Raw genomic sequence first — 12,605 nt, forward strand, 5'->3', positions numbered from 1 at the left:
CATGGGAACAATGGGCGCTGTGCATGGATATGCGCGGCATGTGGTGGAATATGCGGATGGTGCAAGGCGCTGCCGCAGCCGTGCCTGGCGACCGCATTCGAATACCGGTGAGCGGGGCATTAGGGAGGTTTAAATGCGTAAGCTGTTATTGGCAGGTCTGGTTGCGGGGCTCAGCACCTTTGCGATCAATGCGGCTCAGGCCGTTGAAATCGAATATTGGCAGTATGTCTTCGAAACGCGCGTCAAGGCGATGGACAAGCTGATCGAGAATTTCGAGAAGGCCAACCCCGACATCAAGGTCAAGCAGGTTACTTTCCCTTACGACGACTATCAGACGCGCGTGATCGCAGCGAAGATGGCTGGCAAGAGCCCTGACGTGATGCAGCTCTTCTATGGTTGGTTGGACAAGTTTGTGGCTGGCGGCATCTTACAGCCATTGCCGCAGGACACGTTCCCGCACGACAAGATCGAAAGCGAATTCTTCCCGATCGTTTCGGCGATGAAGCGCGGCGATGAATATTACGGTCTGCCAACCGCTGTGCGTTCTCTGGCGCTGTTCTACAACAAGAAGCTGTTCGCTGACGCGGGCCTCGACCCGAGCAATCCGCCCAAAACGCTGGATGAAATGGTCGAAGTGGCCAAGAAGACGACGAAGCGCGACGCTTCCGGCAATCTTCTTGCCGAAGGCATCACGCTCGATATGCCGGGTCAGGACCAGCATTGGTGGCGTGAAGTTCTGGTGCGCCAGTTCGGCGGTCAGCCATATACGGATAATGATCGCAAGGTCGCCTATAACGACGCCGCTGGTGAAAAGGCGCTGGCCTTCTATACCGGCCTCCAGACCGAACATAAGGTGGGTGAAGTCAAGTTTATGGATGAAGGTCAGGCGGCTTTCCGCGCTGGCATGGCAGCCATGACCATAGACGGCACCTTCCGTCTCGGTTCGTTCCGCACCATCAAGGACTTCGAGTGGGGTGTGACCGAGCTGCCGGCCAATGCCGAAGGCGTGCGCTCCAACTACGCGAGTTACTTCGCCAATGGCATCAGCGCCAAGGCAAGCGGCGAGAAACTCGAAGCTGCCAAGAAATTCCTGAATTATATCTCATCGCCTGAAGCCATGGAAATCTGGCTGAAGGATGTGGGCGAACTGCCTGCGCGCCGTTCGGCAGCCTTGACGGAAACGAACCTTGCTGATCCGATCTACGGCCCGTTCCTTAAAGGTCTGGAATATGCGCACACGACCATGTTCGTGGACGAGCTGAAACAGCGCCAGGTCGCGGTCGATATGGCCAACCGCGTTATTCTCGAAAAACAGCCGGTCAAGGAATCTCTCGATCAGGCAGCCAAGGCCGAGCAGGACGTACTCGACGCTGCCAAGTAACAGGCTTGAAATGCGGCGGGGCAGACCTCGCCGCTCTTCTCGCGGCGCGGCTCATCCGTAGCCGAAGGATCTTGAACATGACAATCACTGTAGAGGCCGGAACGGCTGAAACAGGCGGCACAGGAAAGGGGCCTTTTGGTAACCGCCTGATGGATCGCCTTTCCATGCGCACAAGACGGTTGATCTGGGTATGGAGCTTTCTGGCCCTTCCGATACTGTTTTATTCGGTCATCCGCTTTTACCCGACGATAGAGGCCTTCTGGCTCTCTCTCACGGACTGGGACCTGATGAACCCACCGAAGTTCATCGGCCTCGCCAACTACCAAAAGCTCTTTGCCGATCCAGAATTCTGGAAAGTGTTCAAGAACACTTTCACCTATTTGCTGGTCGGTACACCAATCAGCCTCGTGGTGGCGTTCACAATCGCCTATTTTCTGGATCGCGTGCGCATTATGCATGGCTTCATCCGTGCACTCTATTTCCTGCCTTATCTTACTACGGCAGCGGCCATGGCATGGGTCTGGCGCTGGTTTTACCAACCTGCACCCATCGGCTTCATCAATAATATATTGAGTGCGGTGGGGCTTCCGCAGCAAGGTTTTCTGCGGTCGGTCGATCAGGGGCTTTATGCCATCATGGCGACATCCATCTGGGCTGGCCTCGGCTTCCAGATCATCATCTTCATGGCGGGCCTGCGCGCTATCCCCAACACCTTCTATGAAGCCGCGCGCATTGATGGCCTCGGCGAATGGGCGATCCTTCGCAAGATCACGATCCCGCTTCTGAAACCCACCACGGTGTTTCTGGTCGTCTTCTCCTCTATTGGTTTCCTGCGCATTTTCGATCAGGTCTACAACATGACCACGAACGATCCCGGCGGACCGCTCGGTTCCACCAAGCCGCTGGTGCTGATGATCTATCAGACGGCCTTCTCCTCCTATGCGATGGGTTATGCGGCAGCGCAAACCGTCGTCCTCTTCACCATCCTGCTTTGCGTCTCGCTGTTGCAGCTCTGGATTCTGAGGGAAAAGAAATGACAGTGTCCGCTCAAACGAAACCGCTCCCCTTCCAGAATCTACGGCCCGGTCGTATCCTGACATGGACGCTGCTGCTCATCGGCGGTCTCATCATGGTCACGCCGCTGGCCTTCATGTTCTCCACCTCGCTCAAGACGGCAGGACAGGTCTATGACCTTCGCCTGATCCCTGCAGAGCCGACATTGCAGAACTATGTCACCATCCTTGCCGATGGCCGCTTTATCCGCTGGTTCCTGAATTCCATGATCGTTGCGGTCGTGGTCACGCTGTCGAACGTCTTCTTCGACAGTCTCGTCGGCTACACGCTGGCGAAATTCCAGTTCCGCGGTCGCTATTTCATCTTCCTCGCCATCCTGTCCACGCTGATGATCCCCACCGAAATGCTGGTGATCCCGTGGTATCTGATGTCGAGCAAGCTTGGCTGGCTGGACAGCTACTGGGGTATCATGTTTCCCGGAATGATGACGGCGTTCGGCACGTTCCTGATGAAGCAGTTCTTTGAAGGCGTTCCCAACGACTTTCTGGAAGCAGCCCGCGTCGATGGCCTCAACGAGTTCCAGATCTGGTGGAAAGTTGCCATGCCATTGGTGACGCCTGCGCTCTCGGCGCTTGCGATCTTCACCTTCCTTGGCAATTGGACCGCATTCTTTTGGCCGCTGATCGTCGCCACCAGCCCCGAGCTTTATACGCTGCCGGTCGGGCTTTCCAGTTTCGCCGTCGAGCAGTCCATCCAGTGGGAAATGATCATGACCGGCGCGGCAATCGCCACGCTTCCCACGCTCATCGTCTTTCTTCTTCTCCAGCGTTACATCGTGCGTGGTGTCATGCTGGCTGGCCTCAAGGGTTGAACCATGTCCAATCTCGATCCACGGCTGTCCGATAAAAGCGTCTTCCCCGATCCGGTTTACAAGGAAACCGTGCTTCGCCCGCTTTTTGACGGCGCCAAGACCCATCATGTCGACGGCTTTCGCCGCATCGATCGCGCGCATCTTGTCATGCTTGTTGAAACCGGCATTCTCGATCGAGAGCAGGCCACTGCCATAGCGGGCGCGCTGGAAGCCATCGACAAGGAAATCGATCCTGAGAAGCTCACCTATACCGGCGAGGTGGAGGACTTTTTCTTCCTCATCGAGAAGGAGCTGAAAGCGCGTATCGGTGCGGATATTGCCGGTCGCCTTCACACGGCTCGCTCGCGCAACGATATTGACCACACACTGTTCAAGCTTGGCCTGAAGGATCGTATCGATGCGCTGATGACGCAGGCCCGCAATCTGCTAGATGCGATGATCGTGGCAGCTGAGCGTGAAAAAGAGACGCTGATTGTCGCCTATACCCATGGCCAGCCTGCGCAGCCATCGACTTTCGGTCATTATCTTTCGGCGGCAGTGGAGGTTCTTATCCGGGACATGGAACGGATGGAAGCCGCCCGTGCCATCGTCAACCTGTCACCCATGGGGGCGGCGGCCATCACCACCTCAGGTTTCCCGATTGATCGCGCACGAGTGGCGAACCTGTTGGGCTTTGCCGCCCCCTTATCCAATTCCTATAGCTGCATCGCTGCGGTGGATTACATCACCTCGACCTATTCGGCGTTGGAGCTGATGTTCTTGCATCTGGGACGCCTCATCCAGGATTTCCAGTTCTGGACCAGTTTCGAGGTTGGCCAGATTTACGTGCCAAATGCCTTCGTTCAGATTTCATCGATCATGCCGCAGAAGCGCAATCCGGTGCCAGTTGAACATATGCGCCATCTGGCAAGCCAGACCATGGGCCGCGCCCGCACCGTTCTTGACGTCATGCACAATACGCCTTTTACGGACATGAATGACAGTGAGGGCGAGACTCAACAGATGGGCTATGAGGCATTCGCCTCCGCTGGTCGCGTACTCGATCTGCTGGCTGCATTCATCGGCGCGATCCGTATCGATCCGGCCCGTGTGGCGGAAAATATCCGCCGCTCATGCATCACGATCACCGAACTCGCCGACTCTCTGGTACGCATCGAAGGTCTTTCGTTCCGACAGGCGCATGAAATCGCGGCCAAGGTTGCGCGTGCTGTCGTGTCGATGGGCGGCGGTCTGGAAAAGGATGGTTTTGAACCTTTCCTTGAAGCCTTCCGCGAATCCGCCGGACGGGAACCATCCTTCGGGCGTGAGAAGTTTGAAGAACTGGTCTCGCCGCAGCATTTCGTGGCGGTACGCGACCGTCTCGGTGGCCCTGCACCGACCGCGATGAACGGAGCGCTTGCGCGGCACAAGGCAGCAGCCGATCACTTCAAGGCAGTCGCTTTTGAGCATGCAGCCGACGAAGCAAAGGCTGTCCGCGAACTCAATGAAAAATTCAGTGCACTTGTGGAGGCACGCTGATGGCAACCATCGAACTTGAAAAGCTGGTCAAGCGCTATGGCAAGGTCGAGGCCGTCCGGGCAATTGATCTCCAGATCAAGGACGGCGAATTCGTCGTTTTTGTCGGCCCCTCAGGCTGCGGTAAGTCCACGACCTTGCGTATGATCGCCGGGCTTGAGGACATTTCCGGCGGACATCTGAAGATCGGTGGCGAAGTTGTCAACGAACGCGATCCGAAGCAGCGCAACATCGCCATGGTGTTCCAGAATTATGCGATCTATCCGCATATGACCGTGCGCCAGAATATCGGCTTTGGGCTTTACACGTCGAACCTATCGAAGGCCGAGAAGGACAAGCGCATTGAAGAAACCGGCAAGGCGCTCGGGCTGGAACCCTATCTCGACCGCCGCCCGGCCGCATTGTCTGGTGGTCAGCGCCAGCGCGTTGCAATCGGTCGCGCTATGGTGCGCAACCCATCAGCCTTCCTTTTCGACGAGCCGCTGTCGAACCTCGATGCCCAGCTTCGCGCGCAGATGCGCATCGAAATCAAGCGTCTGCATCAGCGTCTCAAGACGACGACCGTTTACGTTACACATGACCAGGTCGAAGCTATGACTATGGCCGACCGCATCGTGGTTATGCGTGATGGTCGTATTCTCCAGACTGGAACGCCAACCGAACTTTATGAAAGTCCGACAGACGTGTTCACGGCGCGCTTCATCGGCAGCCCGTCGATGAATCTGATTGCGGGGCGCCGCAATGGATCAGGCGTTGAACTTTCGTCCGATAGCGACATTTTGGTCGGCGTGCGCCCACATGATCTGAAAGTCGGAGAAGGCAAAGCCGGTGGCCTTTCGCTCACGGGTGTTGTGACGGCGGTAGAACCGCTCGGTGCGGAAACGCTGGTCCATCTGGACGTTAACGGCGTTTCGGTGATCGCAACCGCACCGGGCAAGGTTATTCCCGAAACGGGTGCCACGCTTGTCGTGTCTGCACCTGCTGGCAGCCTGTATCTCTTCGACGCCAAGACTGAGAAAAGTCTGGGCCGCCTATGATGCCGCAACAATTCAAACGGCAATTCAAGTCTCCGGCTGTTCTCAGTATCGGGCGGATTTACTGTGACCTCATCTTTACTGGGCTGCAGTCATTGCCGCAGCCCGGGCGCGAGGTTTTTGCCGAAAGCATGAAGATGGCGGCAGGAGGTGGAGCCTTCATTTCCGCGGCACATCTTGCTCATGCGGGCAGGGCGGTCGCGCTGGTTGCGCGGCTCGGCTTTGACGGCCTTTCGCGCGGGCTGGAGCCGGACCTGAAGATCGATGGCGTTGATCTGCGTTTTCTGGAGCGGGCCGACGATGCCGGGCCGCAGGTGACGGTGGCGAGCGTGATCGGCAATGACCGGGCATTCCTGTCGCGTCGCGCCGGTTCTGCACTTCCATCGACGCTCAAAGCTGCGTTGCAATGGAGGGATGCGGGGCATCTGCATATCGCCGAATTCGCCACGCTACATGAAATCCCTGACCTCGTACAACAGGCAAAGGCTGCAGGCCTGTCCGTTTCGCTTGATCCAAGCTGGGATGAAATGCTTATCTACGATCCCGGACTGCTCGCGGCCTGCGAGGGCGTGGATATATTCCTTCCCAATCGCGAGGAAGCGCAGGCCATCACCGGCCACGACGATCCGGCAAACGCGCTTGACGCGCTTGCCCGTCACTTCCCGGTCGTCGCTCTCAAGGGCGGTGGAGAAGGGGCTTGGTTGCGTACGGCTGAGGTAGACCTTCAGATGGCGGCAAAGGATGTGACCGTCATTGATACGACTGGTGCAGGCGACGCCTTCAATGCCGGTTTCATCGATGCATGGCTGGAAGGTCACGATGCCCGTCGGGCACTAGCAGCAGGTATCGAATATGGAAGCCTCGCTGTACAGGCCCCGGGGGGCGCATCCATTCTGCGTTCGCCCGATCGGCTGGCTGGATAACCGGTCAGGGCGGCGGCAGAATACCCGCCGCCCAGACAATTCGCTTACACGCTTTCCAACGGCATCGTTGCTGTCAGATTGATGATTTCGCTGAACCTTTTTGCGGCGTTCTTTGGTTGGCTCTCCTATCGTCGGCGTATTCGTGGTGGAAGCATGGAAGGGGTTGTAAAAAATCACAAGAAAGACGCTGAATGCTGATTTTTGCACTTGCGCTTGTCGCGCGAATTGCCTAAACGGCTCTCACAGCGACTGGCCAGAAACTTGGCGAAGCAGTCGGGCGATTAGCTCAGTTGGTAGAGCGCTTCGTTTACACCGAAGATGTCGGGAGTTCGAGTCTCTCATCGCCCACCATTTCTCTCTCTTCATATACATTTAGAATATAAAGCACCGTTCGTTTTCACAAAGATGCACGGATATGGAACCCTTATGAATTGAGGGCTGTTCTCTCTGCCAGGTGTGGTTAAAGCGAGATGCTTACAATGCCACCAAGATAGGGATGTTTTCCGATTGTGGAGGCTGCTTATCGGTTTATTGGCAAAGGACGCAATTCTCATTATGGAGTGCGCCCAAGAAACAGCGCGAGACTGGCAGCAGCCACGCTCCGACTGCTTCTTGATTCCCTCTACCTTTGCCATCCAGCGTCTCAACGAGTGCTCGAGCAGACAGGCCGAGGAAAAGGCGCACATCTCGCATAACCATAAAGCAGGAAAGAGCACAATGCTTTCGCTCGGTTGCACTGATAATGGCCATCCAGAGTATAGTAAGCGGACCGATATCGTGCCGCTTGAGAGATGACTTCATGCTCCAATACAACATTCGGTGTCCGATCGCCATCTAAGCGGAAGATGGCTACGGAATCGGTGATGGGGTCTGAAGCCGTTCAACGAACTGCATACAGCGCAACGCGGATAGCGAATTGATTGAAGGAGTAAAGCCCGAATGCGAGGAATTCGGGCATGTTTCCTATCCCTGTATTACTGGCTAAAGTTTCGCCCATCTGCGCGTTTTGCAAAACGCAGAACGATGAAACCGGCAAGCCCGGCAATGAGCGAGCCAATCAATATGCCGATCTTCGCTTCGTTCTGTAGCAGGACTTCGTTGAAAGCCAGAAGCGAAATGAACAGGCTCATAGTGAAGCCGATCCCACAAAGAAGCGTGGTTCCAAGCATCTGCGGCCAGCTTGCACCGGCTGGCAAATCGACGATTCCGCTTTTCACCAAAAGCAGCACGGCGCCGAAAATACCGACGAGCTTGCCGACGGCCAGGCCGGTGGCTACACCCAAGGTAACCGGCGCGACCAGAGCTTCCACGCCGAGGCCGGAGAAGCTGACGCCAGCGTTGGCGAAGCCGAAAATGGGTACGATAATGAACGAAACCGGCTTGATCAGGCTGTGTTCGAGCAGGTGCAGTGGGCTTTCGGAGACGGTCGCTTCTGGTTTCGCGGGGGTACGCTTGATCGGAATGGTCAGTGCCAACAGGACGCCTGCAATGGTCGCGTGAACGCCAGAGCGATAGGTAAAGAACCAGAGCACAAGGCCCAGGAGAAGATAAGGTGTGAGGCGCTTCACGCCGACGAGGTTCAAGGCAATCAGGGCGGCGACGACAGCCGCTGCCAACCCAAGATCCATCAGTGAAACGCCGGTCGTATAAAACAACCCTATAACAATTACCGCGCCGAGGTCGTCAATGATCGCTAGGGCGGCGAGAAACACTTTCAGCGAGGTGGGAACCCTTGGCCCCAGCAAGGAGATGACACCAAGCGCAAATGCGATATCGGTCGCAGCCGGAATTGCCCAGCCGTGCGAAGCTCCGCTATTCAGGTTGAAGGATAGATAGACCAGGGCGGGTACCGCCATGCCTGCGGCGGCGGCAACGCCGGGCAGGATGCGGCGCGGCCAGGACGATAAATGACCATCGACCATCTCGCGTTTGATCTCAAGTCCGACCATAAGAAAGAATACCGCCATTAGAGCGTCATTCACCCAGTGCTGAACAGAAAGCGGACCGAGATATGCATGAAGAGCGCTGAAATAGGCGTCGGAAAGCTGTGAGTTAGCTACCAGCAATGCCGCTATAGCTGATGCTATCAGCAGCAAGCCACCCGAAGATTCGCTATCAAGAAAATTGCGTATAGTATTTTGAATGCGACCAGCCATGGCAGCTCCCTGAAAGAAACGGTTAAAAACAGTCTCCGTATTCAGGGTATTCCCTGGGCGCACGCAGCACACGCCATAAGGCCAAAATAGCGACAAATTCAGCGGTTTCAAGTCATTTTATGTGCCTTTGAATTCTTTGTTGAATAAGAAGTCAATCTATTCGAATAAATAAAATATAATATTTATTATTACGATTTTATATCAAGTATTATTATGTTTAAATATTGAACATATTAATATTATCATAGATATCATGATTTTATATAATAAATATTCTGGATTTAATATAAGGGTCGGATACTGGCACATATACACCGCGTTGTAGGGGGTGCTTGACAAGCTGCGCTTGGCTTTCCATGTTCGGTGACACAATTTGAACAAAATCATCCAGGGAACGGAGAGCAGTTATGACAATGGGAAAGTTCACCCGTCGCGGTGTGGTTGCTGCATTTGCGGGAATCGTTGCCGTAGGGGCCAGCATTGCCTTTGCGCAGGCTCCAGCTTTCTTTCGCATCGGTACCGGAGGGACTGCAGGCACCTATTACCCTATTGGCGGATTGATCGCCAACGCGATTTCCGGCGCGGGGGATAAAGGGGTTCCGGGTCTGGTGGCTACGGCTGTTTCATCGAATGGTTCGGTGGCTAATATCAACGCTATACAGTCGGGATCGCTGGAATCGGGTTTCACCCAGTCGGATGTAGCTTACTGGGCGCATACCGGTACGGGTCTTTATGATGGTAAGGGCAAGGTAGAGGATCTGCGCCTGATCGCTACACTTTATCCCGAAACCATCCATCTCGTCGCCCGCAAAGATGCGGGAATCAAGTCCGTTGCGGATCTCAAGGGAAAGCGCGTTTCCATCGATGAGCCGGGGTCGGGGACGATCGTTGACGCTCGCATCGTCTTGGAGGCTTATGGATTGAGCGAAGACGACATCAAGGCCGAGCATCTAAAGCCGGGGCCGGCGGGTGAGCGTCTGAAGGATGGTGCACTCGATGCCTATTTCTTCGTTGGCGGATATCCAACGGGCGCGATCTCGGAGCTGGCCACATCGAACGGCATTTCGCTGGTCCCGATTTCCGGGCCTGAAGCACAGAAGATTCTCGAAAAGTATTCGTTCTTCTCGAAGGATGCCGTGCCAGCCGATACCTATAAGGATGTCGGCGCAACGGAAACACTGGCGGTTGCAGCACAGTGGGTGACGAGCGCCAAGCAGCCGGACGAACTCGTTTACAACATAACCAAGACCCTGTTTAACGAGGACAGCAGAAAAGCGCTCGATGCCGGGCACGCAAAGGGTAAGCTTATCAAGCTTGATACAGCGACGACCAGTCTTGGCATTCCGCTGCATCCGGGTGCCGAGCGCTTTTACAAGGAAGCTGGCGTTCTGAAGTAGATTGCCTGCCTGTTTGGTTGAAAATGCACGGAGTTTCAACAGAACTCCGTGCATTTTCTTCCGGTCGATACAAGGCATTCTTCAGATGTATAATGTGTTTAGATAAGTGGTCAGAGCGTTTTTTATTTAACTGGATCAGCCACGCTCTGAATAGAGAGGCCGTATGGTGAGCGAGCAAGAGGCGAAACTGTCGCCCATGGAACTGGACGAAGCCAAGGCGCGCGAGCTCGAAGAGAAGTTCGATTCCGAGATTCGCTTTCGCCCGCTGGGGCCCTTCGCAGCGCGCATCGTCGGTGCTCTGCTGATCGCACTTTCCATTTTCCACTACTATACGGCCGGCTTTGGCCTTCTCTCGGAAATGGTGCATCGCGGTATTCACCTTTCCTTTGTGCTCGGCCTGGTCTTCCTTGTTTTCCCGTTCTCTCGCAAGGGGTACGACCAACCCAGCACATCGTCTTGGTTGAGACCTCTCGGTATTTCGATCATCGATTGGGCGCTGGCGATCATCGCGGTTGTGTCCGTTGTCCATGTTCCGTTGATACCGCTTGACGATCTGGCTTTTCGCGTCGGCAATCCGACGACGACGGACGTTGTGCTGGGCGGTCTTCTCATTCTGGTTCTGTTGGAAGCAACACGACGGTCAGTCGGCTGGCCACTGCCGATCATATCCGTTCTGTTCATGCTCTATGCCATTTACGGGCAACATATGCCGGGTATCCTGGTCCATCCTGGTGCGACGTTCAGCCAGCTCGTCAATCATCTTTATCTGACGACACAGGGTATCTACGGCATCGCACTTGGCGTGGTGGCAACTTACGTTTTCCATTTCGTTCTGTTCGGGGTTTTTGCCACCCGTATTGGTCTCGGTCAGCTTTTTCTAGATTGTGCGGCGTGGATAGCGGGCCGTTTCGCAGGTGGTCCGGCAAAGGTTTCGATTTTCGGATCCGCATTGTTCGGCATGATTTCCGGGTCGTCTGTCGCCAATACGGTGACAGTCGGTTCACTGACGATTCCGGCAATGATCCGGCTCGGTTACAAGCGCCACTTTGCAGCCGCTGTTGAGTCCGCGTCATCGACAGGCGGACAGATAACGCCGCCGATCATGGGTGCAGCCGCATTCCTGATGATCGAATTTCTCAATTTGCCTTATACAACTATCATCCTCGCGGCTATCGTGCCTGCTTTCATGCACTTCTTTGGTGTTCTGATGCAGGTCCATTTTGAAGCCAAGCGCAATGGTTTGCGCGGTATGACGAAGGAAGAGCTGCCTGATCTGAAGGAAGCATTCAAGCGTGACTGGCCAACCGTCATTCCGTTGATCGTGTTGATCGGCATTCTACTGTCCGGTTATACGCCTTATCTGGCCGCATTCTGGGGCATTACACTTTGTATCGCCGTAGGATTGCTCAATCCGCGCAAGCGCATGTCGATAGGCGAGATTCTCGACGGATTGCGCGACGGCGCCAAATACGCGCTCGCTGTGGGTGCGGCGGCGGCGACCGTTGGCATCATTGTCGGCGTGGTGACGCTCACGGGTGTAGGTTTCAAGATTTCCTATATCGTGACGTCGACTGCAGGGCAGCTTGCGACCTATTTCGGCACCATTTTGCCTGCTGCATGGTTTGGACCGCAGACACTGACGCTGTTATTCACACTCATCATGACGGGGATTGTCTGCATTCTGATGGGCTGCGGTATTCCAACGACCGCCAACTATATCATCATGGCGACAATTGCCGCACCTGCGCTGGGGCTTCTGGGCGTCGAGCCGATCGTTGCCCACTTCTTTGTCTTCTATTACGGGGTGCTGGCAGATATTACGCCACCTGTGGCGCTCGCGGCTTATGCGGCGGCGGGTATGGCAGGAGCTGATCCGTTCAAGACCGGCAATACGGCCTTCCGGCTCGGTCTCGGCAAGGTGCTCGTGCCATTCGTCTTTGTATTTTCTCCATCGCTGCTGTTGGTGACGTCCAATTTCAACTGGCCGGATTTCTTCGTCGCCTTCCTCGGTTGTGCGATCGGCATTACCGCGATCGGTGCCGCTCTGTCGGGCTTTTTCCTGGTGCGCACGAAAATCTGGGAAAACATCCTGATGATCGTCGCCGCGATCTTGCTGGTTGTCCCGGAGATTTACTCTTCGCTTATGGGACTGGCGTTGCTGGTACCTGTGGTGGTCCGGCATCTCTTATCAGTGCGATCGCCTCAACCGGCTTGATCGCATCCCGAAAAGTGCGAAACGGTTTCCGGGATGCGCGTGAAGTAACAGACGCTGCCGTGCGCTTCGCAATTTGGCCGGACAGTCTATTGCACCTGT

Annotated in this window: 9 protein-coding genes and 1 tRNA gene; 9 read left to right on the forward strand and 1 reads right to left on the reverse strand. The window is 55.4% G+C overall.

The window, feature by feature from the left end:
• Nucleotides 1-133 precede the first annotated feature (133 nt).
• The 7 genes from FJQ48_RS14140 to FJQ48_RS14170 all read left to right on the forward strand — a co-directional run bounded on the left by FJQ48_RS14140 (nucleotide 134) and on the right by FJQ48_RS14170 (nucleotide 7,089).
• Entirely contained in the window at nucleotides 134-1,381 is a 1,248-nt protein-coding gene (locus FJQ48_RS14140; protein WP_139975645.1) for an extracellular solute-binding protein, read from the forward strand.
• Nucleotides 1,382-1,545: 164 nt separating this feature from the next.
• On the forward strand, nucleotides 1,546-2,418 hold the full coding sequence (locus tag FJQ48_RS14145; RefSeq protein ID WP_348770743.1) for a sugar ABC transporter permease: 873 nt from the start codon (nucleotides 1,546-1,548) through the stop codon (nucleotides 2,416-2,418).
• Entirely contained in the window at nucleotides 2,415-3,266 is an 852-nt protein-coding gene (locus FJQ48_RS14150) for a carbohydrate ABC transporter permease (protein WP_139975646.1), read from the forward strand. Before FJQ48_RS14145 ends, FJQ48_RS14150 begins: the two co-directional genes overlap by 4 nt.
• A 3-nt stretch (nucleotides 3,267-3,269) precedes the next feature.
• A complete protein-coding gene (argH, locus tag FJQ48_RS14155; RefSeq protein ID WP_139975647.1) occupies nucleotides 3,270-4,784 on the forward strand; it encodes an argininosuccinate lyase in 1,515 nt (504 codons plus the stop codon).
• Nucleotides 4,784-5,818 (forward strand): sn-glycerol-3-phosphate ABC transporter ATP-binding protein UgpC, encoded by a 1,035-nt coding sequence (ugpC, locus tag FJQ48_RS14160; protein WP_139975648.1) that lies wholly within the window; start codon nucleotides 4,784-4,786, stop codon nucleotides 5,816-5,818. The genes argH and ugpC overlap by 1 nt, the downstream gene beginning before the upstream one ends.
• Nucleotides 5,815-6,738, forward strand: a complete 924-nt coding sequence (locus FJQ48_RS14165; protein ID WP_139975649.1) for a sugar kinase — start codon at nucleotides 5,815-5,817, stop codon at nucleotides 6,736-6,738. Before ugpC ends, FJQ48_RS14165 begins: the two co-directional genes overlap by 4 nt.
• 275 nt (nucleotides 6,739-7,013) lie before the next feature.
• Nucleotides 7,014-7,089: transfer RNA gene (locus FJQ48_RS14170), tRNA-Val, on the forward strand.
• Nucleotides 7,090-7,712: 623 nt separating this feature from the next.
• On the opposite strand, the gene nhaA is transcribed toward FJQ48_RS14170, so the two are convergent.
• Entirely contained in the window at nucleotides 7,713-8,894 is a 1,182-nt protein-coding gene (gene nhaA, locus FJQ48_RS14175; RefSeq protein ID WP_139975650.1) for a Na+/H+ antiporter NhaA, read from the reverse strand.
• Between the two features lie 407 nt (nucleotides 8,895-9,301).
• Between nhaA and FJQ48_RS14180 the strand changes: the two genes are divergently transcribed.
• Both FJQ48_RS14180 and FJQ48_RS14185 read left to right on the forward strand, forming a co-directional pair.
• Nucleotides 9,302-10,291, forward strand: a complete 990-nt coding sequence (locus FJQ48_RS14180) for a TAXI family TRAP transporter solute-binding subunit (RefSeq protein WP_139975651.1) — start codon at nucleotides 9,302-9,304, stop codon at nucleotides 10,289-10,291.
• Between the two features lie 163 nt (nucleotides 10,292-10,454).
• Entirely contained in the window at nucleotides 10,455-12,506 is a 2,052-nt protein-coding gene (locus tag FJQ48_RS14185) for a TRAP transporter permease (protein ID WP_139975652.1), read from the forward strand.
• The last annotated feature ends 99 nt before the right edge of the window (nucleotides 12,507-12,605 follow it).

This window comes from Ochrobactrum sp. CGA5 (genome assembly GCF_006345815.1).
GTDB lineage: Bacteria > Pseudomonadota > Alphaproteobacteria > Rhizobiales > Rhizobiaceae > Brucella.

Bases quoted from the DNA above. Each gene is read 5' to 3' on its own strand.
- FJQ48_RS14185 (WP_139975652.1), top strand. From the start codon at position 10,455: ATGGTGAGCGAGCAAGAGGCGAAACTGTCGCCCATGGAACTGGACGAA.
- FJQ48_RS14180 (WP_139975651.1), top strand. From the start codon at position 9,302: ATGACAATGGGAAAGTTCACCCGTCGCGGTGTGGTTGCTGCATTTGCG.
- FJQ48_RS14150 (WP_139975646.1), top strand. From the start codon at position 2,415: ATGACAGTGTCCGCTCAAACGAAACCGCTCCCCTTCCAGAATCTACGG.
- FJQ48_RS14165 (WP_139975649.1), top strand. From the start codon at position 5,815: ATGATGCCGCAACAATTCAAACGGCAATTCAAGTCTCCGGCTGTTCTC.
- nhaA (WP_139975650.1), bottom strand. From the start codon at position 8,894: ATGGCTGGTCGCATTCAAAATACTATACGCAATTTTCTTGATAGCGAA.
- argH (WP_139975647.1), top strand. From the start codon at position 3,270: ATGTCCAATCTCGATCCACGGCTGTCCGATAAAAGCGTCTTCCCCGAT.
- FJQ48_RS14145 (WP_348770743.1), top strand. From the start codon at position 1,546: ATGCGCACAAGACGGTTGATCTGGGTATGGAGCTTTCTGGCCCTTCCG.
- FJQ48_RS14140 (WP_139975645.1), top strand. From the start codon at position 134: ATGCGTAAGCTGTTATTGGCAGGTCTGGTTGCGGGGCTCAGCACCTTT.
- ugpC (WP_139975648.1), top strand. From the start codon at position 4,784: ATGGCAACCATCGAACTTGAAAAGCTGGTCAAGCGCTATGGCAAGGTC.